The following is a 16625-nucleotide window of genomic DNA, read 5'->3' as shown; positions in this document are numbered from 1 at the left end:
GGCCCGCCCGGGACGTGTGCGGGGGCGGCCCAGGCCGCGACCACGAACTCGATGACGTGTAGGTGGCTACCGGCTCAGGAGCTGCACTGCGCGCCGCGGATCGGCAGCGGCTTGGTCTTGTACGTCTGTTGGCCGTTCGTGGCCCGCACCTGGAAGCAGTACCTGCGCGTCGGGTCGATCGGCACCCGCATGCTGTGCTGGCGGTTGGCGACCAGCACCATGGTGTTGATCTGTTCGCCGGCCACGACCACCGCGAAGTCCAGGTCGCCGTCGGCCTTCCAGTCCAGCTGGACGGCGGTGCCCTCGTCGGTCGGCGCGGCCAGTTCGAGGTTGATCACCTGCGTCGGGCCCGACGACGTCGCAGGCTGGTCGGACGACTGCGTCGGCACTCCGACGGCGGCGGGGGCTGGCGGGGTGGCGGGACCGCCGCGCCCGGCGATCAGCGGCACGGCGGTCAGCCCGACGACGACCGCGCCGATGCCGACCAGAACGGCGGGACGCCACCGAGTCCTGGCGGAGCCGCCCTGGCGGGGTGGTGTCGCGCTGAAGGTGTGCAGCAGGGTGCGTCGAGGCACGGCGGGCGCGATCGGCGGCACGATCGGCATCGCCGGCACGGTCGGCTGGTCGGGCAGGAAGCGGGTGTCGAGCGCCGCGGCGGGAGCGGTGGCCTCGGCGAAGTCGTCGAAGTCGAAGTCGTCCTGGCCGTCGTCGGCCGGTTCCGCCGCGTCGATGGTGCGGGCGGGCTCGGTGGTCTCGGCGGCGGGATCCGGTTCGGGCTCCGCAACGGGGACCGCCGCAACCCTGCTCAGGTGTTGGAACAGCTCGGCCACGCTCGCCGCGTCCTGCGGCCGGTCCGCGGGATCCTTGGCCAGCAGCTGACCGACCACAGTGGACAGTTCGGATGGGACGCCGTCGGCCTGGATCGGGGGCACCTGCTCCCGCAGCACCTGGAGGATCCGCTCGCCCGGTTGTTGGCCGGTGCGGCGAGGAAACGGCGGCGCCCCGGTCAACGCGGTGTACAGCACCGCGCCGAGCCCGTACAGGTCGGACGCCACGGACCTGGTGTCGTCGCGCAGCGTCTCCGGGGCGGTGTACTCCACCGCGTGCATCGGATCGCGCGGAAACCGTTCGCGCAGCGCGAGTCCGAAGTCGGCAAGGCAGACCTCGCTGGACCGGCGATACAGCACGTTCTGCGGCGTCACCCCGCCGTGCAGCACGCCGACCTGGTGCGCGGCGGCCAGCGCCGTGGCGACCGCCGACCCGACGACGAGCACATCGCCAACGGCCAGCGGGCCGGCGAAGGCGTCGAGCAGCCCGGCAAGCGAACCCCGACACAGCTCCATCCGCACACCGGACCGGCCGTCCGGGTGCTCGACCACGCCGTCGACGGGCAGCACCGATCGCACCGACCGCACCGAGTCCAGCGCCGCGCGCTCCCGGTCGAGCCAGGCCGCAGTGTCGCGGTCGATGCGGTCGTAGAACATCTTCACCGCGACCTCGACACCGGTGTCGGCCGACCGACCGACGTAGACCGTGGCGATCGGACCCTCGCCGAGCGGTCGCAGACCGCCGACCGCGCCGCCACCTTCGATGCTCATGAGCCGTTCTCCCGCCTGCGGAATCCGCAGTGTCCAGGGTAGGAAGTAATGCGCCCCAAGGAAAGGGATACCGCGTTCCGTCGCATGGCAGCTTCCTGCCTTCGCCGACCGCGAGCGGGTGTCGCGGGCGAAGCTCGTGCCATGCAGACCACCGGCCTGGTGCGGGTCACCATCGCCACTCCGCGTCGGCGGATCGACATGGCACTGCCGGAACACGCCGCCATCGCCGAGATCCTGCCCGGCCTGCTGGCCCGCGCTGGCGAGGGGCTGGCCGACGACGGTGTCGCCGACGGCGGCTGGCTGCTGCGTAGGGCGGACGGGACGGCGTTCGACCTGGATCGGACGCTCGGCGCGCACCGGGTGCGCGACGGGGAGATCCTGCATCTGACCGCGCGGCGGCTGGACTGGCCCGAGCTGGAGTACGACGACCTGGTCGACGCGATCGCCACCGGCTCCGGCCGCGCGGGGCGGGCGTGGGGGCCCAGGCACACCAGGCTGGCCGGGCTGGCGGCGGGCGCATCGGCGATGCTGCTCGGGCTGGTCGCGGTGCTGCGCGCCGGGCCGCCGTGGGCGTCGCCCGCGCAGTGGGCACTCGGCGCGGCCGCGCTGCTGCTGGTCGCCGGGGTGGTGCTGGCGCGCGCGATCGGCGACGCCGAGGCGGGCGCCGTGCTCGCGGCGGTCGCGCTGCCGTTCGCCTTCGTCGGCGGCGGGCTGCTGCTGGCCGGCGACAACCCGGTGACCGGGCTGTCGCCCGGCCACCTGCTGCTCGCCGGTGCCGCGCTGCTGCTGGCGGCGCTCGTCGGCTACCTGGGGGTGGTCGCGGCCCCCGCGCTGTTCGCCGGCGCGGCCACGGTCGGCCTCCTCGGCGTGCTCGGCGGCTGGCTGGCCACCACCGACGCGGTCGCGGGCTATCGGGCCGCCGCCGTGGTTGGCGCGGGACTGCTGGTGCTGTCCACCGTGTTCGCCCCGCTGGCGTTGCGGCTGGGCCGGGTGCCGATGCCGGTGCTGCCCCGGTCGACGGCGGACCTGGTCAGGGACGATCCGCAGCCGCCGCTCGCGCTGGTGCACGCCGCGGTGGCCAGGGCGGACGCGCTGCTCACCGGCCTGCTCGCCGGGGCGTGCGCGGTGGTGCTGTGCTGCCAGGTCGTGCTGGTCCGCAGCGGCAGCGAGGCCGGCGTGGTGTTGGTCGCGGTGCTGTCGGTCGGCTTTCTGTTGCGAGCACGGCTGTATCCGATCCTGCGGCAGCGGATTCCGTTGCTGGCCACGGGAATGGTCGGGGTCGGCTGCCTGGTGGTGGGCCCGGTCATGGCGGACCGCGCCGGACTGCTCGCCATGACCGGCCCGCTGCTGTTCGTCGTGGCCGCCGCCGTGATCGCGGCCGGTGTCGTGCTCAGCACCAGGGCCGCGAACCCCTACCTCGGCCGGTTCGCCGAGTACTTCGAGGTGTTGGTCATGGTCGCGATCGTGCCGGTCGCGTGCTCGGTGCTCGGCCTGTACGGCTACGTGCGCGGACTGGGGGGCTGAACCGGTGGCAAGCAGGCGCGACCAACTCCAGGCCTACCAGTTCCTGGTGCAGCGCGCGGTTTCCGCCCTGGCCACCAGGGAAACCGACCCGGAGCAACCGCCGTTCCGCAGGGCGACGAGCGCGTCGTTCGCCAGCGTCGCCATCGCGATCGTCGCGCTGGCCTGCGTCGGCGTGTACGGGATGATCGTGCCCGGCGGCAACAACGCCTGGCGCAAGGACAGCACGGTCATCGTGGAGAAGGAGACCGGCACCAGGTACGTCTACCTCGACGGCCGGCTGCACCCGGTCGCCAACTACGCCTCCGCGCTGCTGCTGCTCGGCGACCACCGCAGCACGACGCAGGTGTCGCGGGACTCCCTGGTCGGCGTGCCGAGGGGACCCAGGATCGGCATCCCGGACGCGCCGGACGCGCTGCCCGGCGCCGACCGGCTGCTGTCCGGCGCGTGGTCGCTGTGCTCCGCGCCGGCCAGCGACGTGGCCGGCAGCCGGATCGAGGAGTCGGTGCTGCTGGCAGGGGCCGACCCGACGGGCGGCGCCGAACTCGGCGACCAGGCGCTGTTGGTGGAACTGGTGCCGACCGGGGACCATTTCGTGGTCTGGCGCGGCCACCGGCACCGGATCACCGACTACGGCGCGGTCGGCACGGGCCTCGCGCTCACCACGGAACCGTGGGCCAGGGTCGGCCAGGCGTGGCTCGACGTGGTGCCGGAGGGAACGCCGATCGGGCCGGTCACGCTGGCGCAGCCGGGGGCGGTGTCCACGGCCGTGCCGGGGCGCACCGACCTCCGGGTCGGCACGCTGCTGATGGTGGAGACCTCCGGCGGCGGGCGGCAGTACTACCTCGCCGAGCAGGATACGCTGCGGCCGATTTCCGAGTTACAGTACGACATCCAGCGGGCCTACGCGCCGATCATGGCCGCCTATCCCGACGGCGAGCCGAAGGCCGTTGCGCTGCCGCCGTCGCTCGCCGCCGCCGCGCGGCAGCTCGACCCGGTCGGCGCGGCCGCCGACGCGGCGCCGGCCACCCGGCCGTCGATCGCCAGGATGCCGGACCGGAACGCCACGGTGTGCGCCACCTTCGCCAGCGGCGACACCACGCCCCGGCTGACCCTCGATCCCGCGCTGCCGCCAGCGGACCCGTTGGCCGCCACCGCGCGCCGCTCGGCGAACGGCACCCCGCTCGCGGACCGCAGCTACGTGCCGCCGGGCTGGGCCGCGGTGGTCGAGGCGATGCCGTCCGGGCAGGCGCCGAGCGGCACGCTGATGGTGGTGACCGATCTGGGACGCCGGTACCCGCTCGCGACGCCGGACGTGTTGAAGACGCTCGGCTACCCGGCCGCGCGTCCGGTGCGGCTGCCGGCTGGCCTGGTTGCCAGGTTGCCGGAGGGGCCGAGTCTCGATCCGGCGGCCGCGACTCACCAGTCCATCAGCGGCTGACCGCGGCGGTCCGGGACAATTCTGTTCTGGCACAACGACAATCCAGGAACGGCACGGCGTGAATGCGCTCGGTTGTCCGGCCGCGCGTCCGGTGCGGTTGCCGGTCGGGCTGGTCGCCAGGCTGCCGGAGGGGCCGAGCCTTGACCCGGCGGCCGCGACTCACCAGTCCACTATCGGCTGACGCGACGGTCGAGGACAATTCTGTTTCGGCACAACGGCAGTCCAGGAACAGCACGGCGTGAAGACGCTCGGTTATCCGGCCGCGCGTCCGGTGCGGTTGCCGGTCGGGCTGGTCGCCAGGTTGCCGGAGGGGCCGAGCCTCGACCCGGCGGCGGCGACCCGCCAGTCCACCATCGGTTGACCGCGACGGTCCAGGTCAATTCTGTTTCGGCACAACGACGATCCAGGAACGGCACGGCGTGAATGCGCTCGGTTGTCCGGCCGCGCGTCCGGTGCGGTTGCCGGCCGGTCTGGTCGCCAGGCTGCCCGAGGGGCCGAGCCTCGATCCGGCGGCCGCGACCCGCCAGTCCATCACCGGCTGACCGCGACGGTCCAGGACAACTCTGTTCTGGCACAACGACATTCCAGGAACAGCACGGCGTGAAGACGCTCGGCTACGCGGCCGCGTGCCCGGTGCGGTTGCCGGCCGGGCCGGTCGCCAGGTTGCCCGAGGGGCCGAGCCTCGATCCGGCGGCCGCGACCCGCCAGTCCACCACCGGTTGACCGCGACGGTCTGGGGCAATTCTGTTCCGGCAAAACGATAATCCAGGAACAGCACGGCGTGAATACGCTCGGCTATCCGGCCGTGCGCCCGGTGCGGTTGCCGGCTGGCCTGGTCGCCAGGTTGCCGGAGGGGCCGAGCCTCGACCCGGCGGCGGCGACCCACCAGTCCACTATCGGCTGACGCGACGGTCGAGGACAATTCTGTTTCGGCACAACGGCAATCCAGGAACAGCACGGCGTGAATACGCTCGGCTATCCGGCCGTGCGCCCGGTGCGGCTGCCGGCCGGCCTGGTCACCAGGTTGCCCGAGGGGCCGAGCCTCGATCCGGCGGCGGCGACTCACCAGTCCACCACCGGCTGACCGCGACGGTCGAGCACAACTCTGTTCCGGCACAACGACAACGACCCGGTGCCGGCCAGCGGATTGCTGGCCGGCACCGGGTCGGTTGTGGTCAGCCGCCGTGGCCCGGCGAGCCGGGGGTCGCCTCCCACAGTTCCTCGTCGAGCAGCTCGACGGAGCCGAACTCGGTCTCGGGGGCGTGCCGGTCGCGCGGCATGGTGAAGCCGCCGTGGTCGCCGGTGCCGGACCGACCGCGCAGCGTCGCCGCGACGCCGTCCGTCTCCGCCGCGCGCCGCCGCCCGCTGCCGGAGCGGCCGGTCGGGTGCTCGGTGGAACTCGGCCGGATCGTGCCGGCCGCGCCCCGGCCGGCGTGCGGCATCATCGGCATCCCGCCCGCGGTTCCCTTTGACGCCGCCGAGTTCGCCGCGCCCGGCTGGATCTCGGCGGCGCTGCCGGCGGCCCTGCGGGCCCCGCTCGGGCGCATCAGCGACGGGACGCCGCCCGTCCCGGTGAGCCCGCCCAACCCGCCGAGCGCGCCGAGCGGCACCGGCGGCGCGCCCGAGCCGGGCAGGCCACCGGACAGGCCGCCCGACATGCTCTCCAGGCCGGGAAGCTGGCCCGGCATCAGCGTGTTCGGCGCGAGCCCGGCCAGCGACGGCCCGCCCGCCGACGTGAGGTCCGGCAGCGACGCGCCGGAGCCCGTCGAGCCGAGGCCGCCGGTGAGGTCGGGCGACAGGCTGGACAGGTCCGGCGTGCTGCCGCTCCCGCCCCCGGTGAGGCTGGAACCCAGGCTCTGCAACGCGGACAACGCGCTCGTCGCCGACTCTGCCGACTTCGCCAGCTCCGCCGCCGTCGGCGCCTTGATGTTGTCAAGGCCGGGCACGAGGTCGGCGGGTGTCGCGGCCCCGGCCGCCGCGCACACCGAGAGCATGGAGCCGTCGAACTGCGCGCCAAGCGCGGTCATCCGCGTGCCGGACAGCTGCTGGATCGCGATGGCGGCCGGCACGCCGAGGCCGAACGGGACGGCCATGGCGGCTTGGTACGACTCGTGCAGGGCCGTCACCTCGGCGTGCGCCTCCGGGATCGCGGTCGACATGGTGGTCAGCGTCTGCACGACGTTGGAGCCGTCGATCCGCTCGCCCCACGTCTTCAGCTCGGCGAGGGACCGCTGAACCTTCTCGTCCAGCGCCCGCCCGGCGTCGTCGTTCCAGCCCTGGCTGAGGGTGCTCGCGCGGGAGTTCAGCTCCGTGTGCGCGGCCTCGACCCAGCCGCGCACCTCGGTCCACATCCGCGCCGCGTCGGCGAGGACCGAGGCGTTGGGGAGTTCGGCCGAGATCATCGCCACGTGCATCTCGATGGGCAGCAGGTTGTAGGGGATTGACATGGGTCGCTCCTCAGACGGTGCGCTGCGGGGCGTTGCCCACAGATTGGTCGGCGGGCTTCTGGACTGGCACGCCGCCGACGCCGGCCGCCGGTTGGCCCGCGGTGGCCGGGTGGGTCGGGGAGTGCGCTCCCGGCGTGCCGGGGTGCTGCTGGGTCGCCGAGTCGGCGCCGGTCGCGCCGGTGTGCTGGGTCGCCGAGTCGGTGGCGGTCGCGCCGGTGTGCTGGGTCGAGGAGGCCGAGGAGTCGGTGCTGGACGAACCTGAGGACCCGGTGACCTGCTTGACCAGGCTGATGCCTTGCTGCGCGAACTTCGCCCCCGAGGCGACCAGGTCGAGGCCGCTGGTCACGTCGGCGATGGAGTAGGTCGCGGCGGCGGTGTTGACCTTCGTCGAGTAGGTGACCATGTCGCCGGTGACCTTGGTCAGGTAGGCGGCCGTCACCGCCGTGGCGGCCTTGTCGAGCAGGGACATGGCGATGCCCTCGAACAGCCCGGCCAGGTTCGGCGGCGTGCCGAGCCTGGCCAGCGACGACGGCATCGTGGGAGCGGTGAGCTGCCCGGCGAACGTGACCATCGCCTCGGGGTCGCCGTCGATGTGTGTGGGCATGTGCCCCCTCCTTCAGTGTCCGGTGCGGTGCCTTGGTTCGGTGTCTTTCCGATCGACCTGCCACAGCTCCTCGTCGAGCAACTGGACGGTGTCGTTCTCGGGATCCCAGCTCCGCCGGGGTTCGGTCGGCGCGGCGGACCGCGGCGCGGCACCCTTGGCCCGCGCGGTGCGGCCGAGCAGCGACACACCGGGGGTGCCGTTGGGTTTCCGCTCGCGCGGCCGTGCGGGGTTGGCCTGTTCCGCGGCCCCAGGGCGGACGCCGCCTGCCGACTTCGCGCCTGCGCCGTGCGGCGGGTACATCGGCGGCACCATCCCTGTTCCGGACGTCGCGGACGTCCCGGTGGTGCCGGTGCCCGTCGTGCGCGCGGCGGCGATCGGCGCGGCCGCCAGCGGGGGCGCCAGGTCCGACCCGTGCACCGGCGCGACCCCCGGTTGGCCCGCCGCGCTGCCGAGCCCGGCCGTACCGCCCAACCGGCCGGCACCGCCGCCGATCCCGTCGCCGCCGCCGAGCCCGGCCAGGCTGGGCAGGCCGAGCGGATTGTCCGACGGGGCAAGGTGGTTCAGGTGCTCCAGGGGGTTGATCAGGCTGCCTAGCGGGCTTTGCAGCGACGCCAGGTCCGTCGGGGACAGCCCAACCGGGCTGGGCAGCCCGCTGCTGCCGCCGCTGCTCCCGCTGCCGCCGCCGAGCAGCTGTTCGAGCGTCTGGGCGGCCTGGGTCAGCGAGTCGAGCGTCGTGGCCGCCGTCTGGAGCTGGGTCGAGAGGGTGTCCTGGTTCGTGCTGGTTGTGTCGTTGTTGGTGGGCTGGGTGGTGGCGGGGTCCTGTTTCGGGTCGGTCGCGCCAGGGTCGGTGCCGCCGGGTTTGCCGCTGGAGTCGTTGCCGCCCTTGTCCTTGCCGGGTGTCACGGGCCCATCCGACGTCTCCTGTGTCGCGGCACGCGGGCCGGTCCACCTACCACCGATGGCAACGCGCATCGCGTCCGCCGCGGTCCCGTACTTCTGGTCGAGGGCGTCGAGCTGCGCGATCATCTGCGCCTTGATCAGGCTCTCGGTGTTGCCCCGCACCGCCACGTCGAGGCCGTAGTAGTAGTTGCGCAGCCGCTCGATGTTCTGTTGCGCCGTCTTGATGTCGCCGGCCAGCCCGGTGAGCTGGTCGATCACCTTGGACTGCGGGATGCCGACGCTCATCCTGGTCTCGTGCCCGAAGTTGGGCAGGAACGGGAGCGTCGGGAACGAGCCGCTCGGCGGAATCGCGGTGTGCGGCAGCGCCATGCTGCTTATCAGGTTCGAGTCGACCCACGAGTACATGGCCAACAGGTCCTTGTTCACCCGCTCGGTGAACATCCTGCCGGCGTTGTCCGGCCAGTTCCCGGTGAGCTTCTTCACCTCGTTGCTCAGGTACCCGGCCTGGGTGTCGATCCAGGTCGCCGCCTCGCGCCACATCGCCGCGGCCTCGGTGAGCCGCTGGGCGTGCGGAGCCTCGGCCGTGATGACGTCGTGCAGTTGGTCGATGTTCATGCCGTCGTACGCGGACATCTGGACGCACCTAACTCCGGCTACCGGGTTTCCGTCGTGTCGAGTTCGGGGATGATGGCCGGCAGTCCCTGGCCTGTCATCCCGTCGAGCGCGGCGAGAATGCCCTGCCGGCCGGTCTCGTCGGCCGCCACGTACGCGGCAGCCGAGCGATGCACGAAGGAGCTGTACGCGGCGAACCCCTGCACCACGTCGGTGATGAACGTGTGCAGGAAGTCGGTGCTGTCCTGGTCCGCCTTGGTGAGCACCTCGCACGAGCGCAGGCCGCCGCCGCACGCCGCCGCCACGTGCCGGCTGACGGCCTTGGGCATCCGTTCGAGCTGGACGCTCCCCGCCAGATGCCGGGAGAACTCCCGCATCGCGTCCGTTTCCCCGTTGATCTCGTCCCCAGCGCCCATCTCTCGCTCCCGATCTCGACTGTTTCCCTGCCAGGCACCCGATTTCGCGGTCTCCGCCGGCTACTCCGTCGGCGGCAGCCAACCGAGCTGGACGAGGTTCTTGTTGCCCCTGCGGTCCACCAGCCAGCCCCGCCCCGGCGGCAGCACCTGGGCCCGCATGCCGCCGAGCAGCGGTCCCTCGTCCCGGTCGCCGGACATCATCAGGCCGGGCGCGCCGACCTCCCGCAGCCTGCCGAGGAACGGCTCGAACAGCCCCCGGCCCGCGCCGCCGGTGCGGCGGGCCAGCACCACGTGCAGGCCGATGTCCGAGCCCTGCGCAGCCAACGGCAGCAGCGCGAGCAGCGGATGCTCCTTGTGCGTCGCCACCATGTCGTAGTCGTCGACGAGCACGAAGATCTCCGGGCCCTGCCACCAGCTTCGGGCCCGCAGCTGCTCCGGCGTGACGTCCTGGCCGGGCAGGCGCTTGGACATCGCCTCGGCCACCTCGGCCAGCACGCCCCTGCTGTGCGAGTCGTTGGTGCCGTAGGCGAGCAGGTGTTGCTCGCCGACCTCGCCGAGCAACCCGAGCCGGTGGTCGATGACCACGATCCTGGCCTGCTCCGGCGTGTACGCCTGGCAGATCCGCTTCGCCAACACCCGGAGGAACGTCGTCTTGCCGCTCTCCGTGTCGGCCAACAGGAAGAAGTGCGGGTCGGCGCGGAAGTCCAGCCGCACCGGCGAAAGGTCCCGCTCGTGGATGCCGACCGCGAGCCCGGCCTCCGGACCGGTCAACGAGTCGGTGGCGGGCAGTTCCGCGTACGGCAGCACGGCAGGCAGCAGTCGCACCGACGGCGCGGGCTCGCCCTGCCACGCCGCCCGGACCGCCGCCACGAGCGCGGCGGTGCCGGCGGCCAGGTCCTCGGCGTCGGCGCTGCCGTCGATCCTGGGCAGTGCCACCAGGAGCTGGTGCCCGCTCATCGCGACGCCCCGGCCGGGGGCACCGGCCGGCACGCTCATCGCGGCGCGCCGGTCGATGATCGAGTCGATCGGATCGCCGATCTTCAGCTCCAGCTTGCTGGCGAACAGGTCCCTGACGGTCATCCGCAGGTCGAAGGCGCGGGCGCAGCTGGCCACCACGTGCACGCCGTAGGCGAGGCCGCGGGCGGCGATGTCGCCAACCGACTCCTCGAGCTCGGCGAAGTCGTTGCGCAGCGTCTGCCAGCCGTCGATCACCAGGAACACGTCGCCGTGCGGCTGGTTGGCGAACCCGCCATCGGCGCGCATCCTGCGGTAGCTGACGATGCCGTCGATCTGGTGCTCGGCGAACATCCGTTCCCGTTGCGCCAGCACGGTTGCCACCTCGGCGACGGTGCGGCGGACGGCGCCGGCGTCCAGCCGGCTGGACACGCCGGCGACGTGCGGCAGGCCGGCGAGCGCGGCGAGCGTGCCGCCGCCGAAGTCCAGGCAGTAGAACTGTGCCTCCCTCGGCGTGTGGGTGAGCGCGAGGCTGGTGACCAGCGTGCGCAGCGTGGTGCTCTTGCCCGTCTGTGGAGCCCCGAGCACCAGCACGTGTCCTGCCGCGCCGGAGAGGTCAAGCACCAGCGGGTCGCGCCGCTGCTCGAACGGCCGGTCGACGATGCCGAGCACCGGCCGCAGCCCGCCGGCCAGCTCAGCCGAGTCGGCGGTCAGCCCGCGCTGCGGGTGCGGGACGATGGCAGGCAGCAGGCCGTCCAGGGTCGGCGACTCGGCCAGCGGCGGCAGCCACACCTGGTGGGCCGGGGTGCCCCTGCCCTCCAGCCGGTCGACGAGGATGTCGAGCAGGGTCTCGCCGACGGCGGCCTCGGCCTCCTCCGCCCGCGCGGCCTCGTCCTCCTCGTCGACGTCGACCTCGGGGGCGAGGTAGGTGGTGCTGTACTCGTGCAGCGCGAACTGCCGGCCGATGGCCGCCGCCACCCCGGTTCCCGAGGTGCGCTGGTACACGCCGGAGACGTAGGCGGAGCGGAACCGGTCCATGGGGTCGGTGCCGACCTTGAGGAACCCGTGGCCCGGCGCCCTCGGGAGGTGGAACCCGTCGGCGACGCCGAGCACGACGCGGCTCTCCATCTCGGAGAACGTGCGCAGCCCGATTCGGTAGGACAGATAGGTTTCCAGGCCGCGCAGCCGACCCTCGTCCAGCCGTTGCGAGGCGAGCAGCAGGTGCACGCCGAGCGACCGGCCGACCCGGCCGATCTGGACGAACATGTCGATGAAGTCGGGCTTGGCGGACAGCAGCTCGGAGAACTCGTCGCAGATCACCAGCAGAGTCGGCACTTCCGGCAGCGGGGCGCCCGCGGCGCGGGCCTTCTCGTAGTCCCGCAGGGACGAGAAGTTCCCCGCCGCGCGCAGCAACTCCTGACGGCGGATCAGCTCGCCGCTGATCGCGTCGGTCATCCGGTCGACCAGGTGCAGCTCGTCGGCGAGGTTCGTGATCACCGCGCTGGTGTGCGGCAACGCGTCCAGCCGGGTGAAGGTGGCGCCGCCCTTGAAGTCGACCAGCGCGAAGTTCAGCGAGTTCGGCGGGTGCGTGACGGCGAGGGCGAGCACGAGGGTGCGCAGCAGCTCCGACTTGCCGGAGCCGGTGGCGCCGATCAGCAGGCCGTGCGGGCCCATGCCGTCCTGGGCCGACTCCTTGAGGTCGATCTCGATCGGCACGCCGTCGGCCTGGATGCCGAACTTGACCCGCAACCGGTCCCGGTTGGGCCGAGGGGTCCAGGTGTCGTCGGGGTCGAGCTCGTAGGGGTCGCCGAGTTCGAGGAGGTCCGCAAGGCCGAGCTCGGAGCTCATCGGCGCGTCGCCGCGCATTCCCGCGGTCAGCCGCAGCGGGGCGAGCTGCCTGGCCAGCCCCTCGGTCGCCGTCGGGCCGAGCGCGTCGGCCCGGCCGAGCGGGGCGTCGCCGTCGATGGTCTCGCTGACCAGGGTGCCGTCGGCGTCCACGGCCAGCACCACCGAGGTCCGGTCGAGCGCGCGGGGCGGCACGGTGGTCAGGTCGACGACGGTCACGCCCTCGACGCCGCCGCCCGTCATCAGGTGGTCCGAGCCGGCGACCGAGCCGCCGTCGAGCACCACCACCAGGTGCGGCCCCGGGACGCGCAGGTCCACCTCGGGGTCGAATCTGGGCCGCTTGACCAGTTCCTCCTCCAGCATGGACTCCAGCGCCGGAATGGTCGCGGCCACCAGGCGCAGCGGGCCGAGCGCGTCGGTGCGTTCCGGGTGCAGGGCGTGCGGCAGCCACTTGACCCACTCCCAGTCGGCGCGCTGGTCCTCGCCGACGCACACCGCGACGCGCAGGTCGTCCGGCGACTGGAGGGTGGCCAGCTGCGCGAGCAGCGCGCGCAGCACGCCGAGCGCGGCCGCGCGGTCGCCGCGCAGGTAGATCCGGCTGAACCCGTTGACCGCGATGGCGATCGGCAGCCCGTCGACGGTGGTGTAGGTGCTGATGAACCGCCGTAACGCCAACGCGGACAACGGTTCCAGCTCCTCCAGCGGCTTGGTGTCCGGGGCGACCAGCGTCATAGCCGGGCTCTGCGGGCCGCGGCCGATCCGCGCGACGGCGAAGTCCGGGTCGTCCTTTCGCCGTTCCCACAACCGGAAGCTCGTCGCGAGCGACCACAGCGCGGTCGGGTCGGGGTGCAGGTACTCCATGGCCGTGCGCTGCCGGCGCACCGAGCGGCGCAACCGCAGCCGGTGCTGGGACAGGTGCCGCAGGTACCGACGCCGGGCGTGGCCCATCTCCCGCTTGCTCGGGCCGCCGCCCTGGAGCAAGCCCATCACGACCATGCCGAGCATGGCGACGCCCATCATCCCGTACATGACGAAGCGGATGGATCCGCCGACGCTGCCCGAGTACAGCAGCAGCGACGACGCCATCATCGCCACCATCGGCAGCACCATGAGCACCTGCGCCCACTGCCGGCCGGGCGGCGGCGGAATCTCCGGCGGCGGCTGAAGAATCAGCTCGCCCGTCGGCATCTCCGGGGCCGGTCGCCTGCCCGGCCGCTTCACCACGACTGTCGCCACATCCGCGATCGTCCGCGACCAACGGCGCCGGTCGGGCGGCATGGCATGAACATGCCGCCGGACCAGGGAGCGCGGTCCGTCGACCTAGCGTGTCGACGACAACGCTTGTAGGAAAGAGAACGGAGCGTGAGATGACAGGAGTTTCAGGCGATTTCATCCACGGTGATACCGAGGAGATCATCCGGCTGGCCCAGACCACGATCGGCAACTCCGAGGACATGCAGTCCAGGAGCGTGGCGCTCGGCAAGAGCCTCGACGAGCTGTCCGGGAGCTGGCGCGGGACGTCCTTCTCCGCGTTCCAGAACGTCTCGCAGCTGATGAGCGGCGACCACGTGAAGCACACCAACAGGTTGCAGCACAACGGCGAGAAGACCCGAGTCGTCGCCACCACCTACGACTCGGCCGACCAGGACGGGCACGGCGCCGTCGGCTCGGTCGACTTCGGCAGCGGCGGAGCCATCGGCGCCGCCATCAACCTGTGACGGCACGCCGCACCCCAATGTCCAGAAAGGACTGACCATGCCTCAGATCAGTATGAACTTCGGCCACGTCGACGAGAAGGTCGGCACCCTGCGGTCGGTCAAGCAGGAGAACTGGGACACCGCGCTCAACCACCAGTTCCGGTACGACCAGGACGCCGCCGAGGAGGTGCTGGCCGACGGCACCGGCATGGTCCGCGTCGACGACCAGCGCTCCTGGTTACAGGGTTACGACCACCACGTCGAGACCGCCGAGGTGTTCGCGTCGAAGACCACCGCCGCGCGCGACGTGCTGAACCAGGCACTGACCAACTCGATGCGCCTGTTCTCCTCCTAAGCAACCAGCAACCCTGGCCTGTTCTCCCAGCCAGGCAACGCGGTTGACGGCCCCGGCACGCTTCCCCGCTGTCGGGGCCGTCGCCGTGCTCGTCTTACGGCTCGGAGATCAGGAACACCTGCTCCGGCGGCTCTACGACGATCGGCTCGGTCGGCACCCGCGTCGCCCGGCTCGCCCGCCAGCGGCGGCGGCGCCCGCGCGGCAGGACCGCGGCGGTGAGCGCGGCCAACACGATGCCGCCGATAGCCGCTGCGGTGAGCCATTTCGCCACGGTCGCCGTGTGCTCCTCCTGCGCGATCCGGTGCAGCAGCGGCAGATCCGGCGGCTGCGGGACGTACGCCGGCAGCGCGGCCGGCTTGTTCGGGTCGAGGCCGTCGGTCACCGCGCGGTACGGGTTGACCAGGCCGGCGCCGTAGCCCGCGCTGCCGAGACCGCCGCGCGCCGGACTGGCCGTCGCCTTCAACCGCTGGACGACCTGTGCCGCGGTGAGCTGCGGCCACGCCGCGCGCACCAGCGCCGCGGTGCCGGCGACGAACGGCGCCGCGAAGCTCGTGCCGTCGACGTAGGCGTGGCCGTCCACCCTTGTCGCGGCGAGCACCTTGGCGCCGGGCGCGACGATCCCCACGTACCGGCCGAGCTGCGAGCCGGACATGCGGGCGCCGTCGATGTCCACGGCGCCGACGCCGAGCACGCCGTCGTAGGCGGCCGGGTAGGACGGCAGCTCGGCGGTCGTGTCCTGCTGCCCGTTCCCGGCCGCGGCCACCACGAGCGCGTCCCTGGCGACCGCGTAACCGACCGCGTCCCGGATGACGGGGAAGTCGCTGTGCCCGGCCAACGACAGGTTGATCACCTTCGCGCCCTGGTCGGCCGCGTAGCGGATGCCGTTCGCCACCGCGTCCGGGTTAATCTGGAGGGTCTCGCCCTGGTCGCCGAAGTCGCGGTCGGTAATCCGCACCGGCAGGACCTGCGCGTCCGGCGCGATCCCGTGGAAGCCGACGCCGGGCAGCGGATCTGCGGCGATGATGCTGGCCACCCCGGTGCCGTGGGACACGCAGTCGAACGCGCCGGGCAGCCCGCCGGTCAGGAAGAAGTCCCGGCCCGCGCGCACCTTGCCCGGCGCGCGCAGTTGCGGGTGGTCGGCGTCGACGCCGGAGTCCACCACCGCGACCAGCACGCCGGCGCCCCGGCTGTACGGCCAGGCACGGTCCGGGTCGAGCGTCTGCTGCGCCCAGGGCTGCGCCTGCACCTGCGGGTGCGCGGGCTCCGCGTCGTGGCAGGCCCCGGCGGGCGGCGCCGCGTCCGCCGCCGCGCCGCCGCCGACCCGCAGCGCCGTCGCGGCCAGTACGGCGGCGACCGCCGCCATCCGATGTCGTCTCATCGCCGCCATCGTCCGGCCGGCCAGGCCCGAATCGCGGCCGGTGGCCGCAACCTGTCACGCGCCCGTGCCGCGTCCGTGCCGGAGCCACACTGGCCGGACGCGACGAGGGAGGCACCGTGGACTCCACGCTTCATTCGGGCATGTACGCCGAGTACCAACGGATGGCCGAGGACGTTCGGTCGGCCAAGCGGCGCCTGACCGAGATCAGGGCCACCGCCGAATCCGAGGACGGGTTGATCAGCGCGACCGTCGGCGGCTCCGGCGAGCTGGTCGAGTTGTGGCTCGACCCGCGCATCTACCGCACCCCCGACTCGACCGCGCTGGCGGAGGCCATCGCCGGCACGCTCCGCGAGGCCGCCCAACGCGCCCAGGAGGAGGGTTTCGCCATTCTCGCGGACTTCCTGCCGTCCGACGCCACACCCGAGACCGCCGACCTCCGGTTCGACCCGCTGCTGACCGACCTCGACCGGGAGATCGCGGGAGGTGGCCGGCGATGACCGGGATCAGCCTGAACAACGACGGCGTCATCGACATGTATCCCGAAGAGACCAGGACACAGCTGAACAAGCTGAAGGCGGCAGGCGAGGACCTCGCCACCGCCTGGCGGTCGGCCAAGGACTCGATCACCAACCCTGGCGCGGTCGGGCAGGGCCCGCTCGGCGCGAAGTTCCTTGCGCAGTATACGGAAGCGAAGGACTCGATCATCAGGTCCATGGACTGTACTGGCGACTCCGACGGGGGCGGCGTCTCGGGCGTGTACCAGGGCTTCGCCGAGGCCGGCGGCAACTCGGTGCGGGACTACGAGGCCGCGGAAGTCCAGGCCACCAACGCGCTCAGCGGCTGACCTGTCCCGAGCC

Annotated in this window: 19 protein-coding genes; 12 read left to right on the top strand and 7 right to left on the bottom strand. The window is 72.6% G+C overall.

What is annotated here, in order from left to right:
• Nucleotides 1-74: 74 nt before the first annotated feature.
• Nucleotides 75-1598: a serine/threonine protein kinase gene (locus F0L68_RS01250; protein WP_149847489.1), complete on the bottom strand. Its 1524-nt coding sequence runs from the start codon at nt 1596-1598 to the stop codon at nt 75-77.
• 141 nt (nt 1599-1739) lie between these two features.
• Here F0L68_RS01250 and eccD point away from each other — a divergent pair, with 141 nt between their 5' ends.
• The 8 genes from eccD to F0L68_RS44455 are packed head-to-tail and all read left to right on the top strand — an operon-like array spanning nt 1740 to nt 5644.
• Nucleotides 1740-3122: a type VII secretion integral membrane protein EccD gene (gene eccD / locus F0L68_RS01245; RefSeq protein WP_149847488.1), complete on the top strand. Its 1383-nt coding sequence runs from the start codon at nt 1740-1742 to the stop codon at nt 3120-3122.
• A gap of 4 nt (nt 3123-3126) precedes the next feature.
• Nucleotides 3127-4560, top strand: coding sequence for a type VII secretion protein EccB (gene eccB / locus F0L68_RS01240; protein WP_149847487.1), 1434 nt, complete (start codon nt 3127-3129; stop codon nt 4558-4560).
• Nucleotides 4561-4618: 58 nt separating this feature from the next.
• Complete coding sequence (locus tag F0L68_RS44480; protein WP_276313809.1) at nt 4619-4741, top strand: hypothetical protein; 123 nt, start codon at nt 4619-4621, stop codon at nt 4739-4741.
• Between the two features lie 57 nt (nt 4742-4798).
• The gene (locus F0L68_RS44475) at nt 4799-4921 is read left to right on the top strand and encodes a hypothetical protein (protein ID WP_276313808.1); all 123 of its coding nucleotides are present in this window, start codon (nt 4799-4801) and stop codon (nt 4919-4921) included.
• 58 nt (nt 4922-4979) lie between these two features.
• Nucleotides 4980-5102 (top strand): hypothetical protein, encoded by a 123-nt coding sequence (locus tag F0L68_RS44470; RefSeq protein WP_276313807.1) that lies wholly within the window; start codon nt 4980-4982, stop codon nt 5100-5102.
• 58 nt (nt 5103-5160) lie between these two features.
• Complete coding sequence (locus tag F0L68_RS44465; protein WP_276313806.1) at nt 5161-5283, top strand: hypothetical protein; 123 nt, start codon at nt 5161-5163, stop codon at nt 5281-5283.
• 58 nt (nt 5284-5341) lie between these two features.
• Nucleotides 5342-5464, top strand: coding sequence for a hypothetical protein (locus F0L68_RS44460; RefSeq protein ID WP_276313805.1), 123 nt, complete (start codon nt 5342-5344; stop codon nt 5462-5464).
• 57 nt (nt 5465-5521) lie between these two features.
• The gene (locus F0L68_RS44455; RefSeq protein ID WP_276313804.1) at nt 5522-5644 is read left to right on the top strand and encodes a hypothetical protein; all 123 of its coding nucleotides are present in this window, start codon (nt 5522-5524) and stop codon (nt 5642-5644) included.
• A 91-nt stretch (nt 5645-5735) separates the two neighbouring features.
• Here F0L68_RS44455 and F0L68_RS01235 read toward each other — a convergent pair whose 3' ends face one another.
• Genes F0L68_RS01235 through eccCa form a run of 5 tightly spaced genes read right to left on the bottom strand, consistent with a single transcriptional unit; the run spans nt 5736 to nt 13574 of the window.
• A complete protein-coding gene (locus F0L68_RS01235) occupies nt 5736-7007 on the bottom strand; it encodes a WXG100 family type VII secretion target (protein WP_188316323.1) in 1272 nt (423 codons plus the stop codon).
• Between the two features lie 10 nt (nt 7008-7017).
• Nucleotides 7018-7611 carry a hypothetical protein gene (locus F0L68_RS42065; protein WP_188316322.1) on the bottom strand — a complete coding sequence of 198 codons (594 nt, stop codon included), beginning with the start codon at nt 7609-7611 and terminating at the stop codon, nt 7018-7020.
• 12 nt (nt 7612-7623) lie between these two features.
• Nucleotides 7624-9144 (bottom strand): hypothetical protein, encoded by a 1521-nt coding sequence (locus F0L68_RS01225; RefSeq protein WP_149847486.1) that lies wholly within the window; start codon nt 9142-9144, stop codon nt 7624-7626.
• Nucleotides 9145-9164: 20 nt separating this feature from the next.
• Entirely contained in the window at nt 9165-9539 is a 375-nt protein-coding gene (locus tag F0L68_RS01220) for a hypothetical protein (protein ID WP_149847485.1), read from the bottom strand.
• Between the two features lie 60 nt (nt 9540-9599).
• Complete coding sequence (eccCa, locus tag F0L68_RS01215; protein WP_149847484.1) at nt 9600-13574, bottom strand: type VII secretion protein EccCa; 3975 nt, start codon at nt 13572-13574, stop codon at nt 9600-9602.
• A gap of 131 nt (nt 13575-13705) precedes the next feature.
• Between eccCa and F0L68_RS01210 the strand changes: the two genes are divergently transcribed.
• Both F0L68_RS01210 and F0L68_RS01205 read left to right on the top strand, forming a co-directional pair.
• Nucleotides 13706-14056 (top strand): WXG100 family type VII secretion target, encoded by a 351-nt coding sequence (locus tag F0L68_RS01210; RefSeq protein WP_149847483.1) that lies wholly within the window; start codon nt 13706-13708, stop codon nt 14054-14056.
• A 37-nt stretch (nt 14057-14093) separates the two neighbouring features.
• Nucleotides 14094-14390 carry a hypothetical protein gene (locus F0L68_RS01205; protein ID WP_149847482.1) on the top strand — a complete coding sequence of 99 codons (297 nt, stop codon included), beginning with the start codon at nt 14094-14096 and terminating at the stop codon, nt 14388-14390.
• A gap of 94 nt (nt 14391-14484) precedes the next feature.
• Here the strand turns inward: F0L68_RS01205 and mycP are convergent, their stop codons facing one another.
• On the bottom strand, nt 14485-15768 hold the full coding sequence (gene mycP / locus F0L68_RS01200) for a type VII secretion-associated serine protease mycosin (protein ID WP_223198389.1): 1284 nt from the start codon (nt 15766-15768) through the stop codon (nt 14485-14487).
• A gap of 116 nt (nt 15769-15884) precedes the next feature.
• Here mycP and F0L68_RS01195 point away from each other — a divergent pair, with 116 nt between their 5' ends.
• Together F0L68_RS01195 and F0L68_RS01190 are read left to right on the top strand one after the other, a co-directional pair.
• Nucleotides 15885-16265, top strand: a complete 381-nt coding sequence (locus F0L68_RS01195) for a YbaB/EbfC family nucleoid-associated protein (protein ID WP_223198388.1) — start codon at nt 15885-15887, stop codon at nt 16263-16265.
• On the top strand, nt 16262-16612 hold the full coding sequence (locus tag F0L68_RS01190) for a hypothetical protein (protein WP_149847481.1): 351 nt from the start codon (nt 16262-16264) through the stop codon (nt 16610-16612). The genes F0L68_RS01195 and F0L68_RS01190 overlap by 4 nt, the downstream gene beginning before the upstream one ends.
• Nucleotides 16613-16625: the final 13 nt, after the last annotated feature.

The organism is Solihabitans fulvus (assembly GCF_008386585.1).
GTDB classification, from domain to species: domain Bacteria; phylum Actinomycetota; class Actinomycetes; order Mycobacteriales; family Pseudonocardiaceae; genus Solihabitans; species Solihabitans fulvus.
This window is presented reverse-complemented; position numbering and strand designations above follow the sequence as displayed.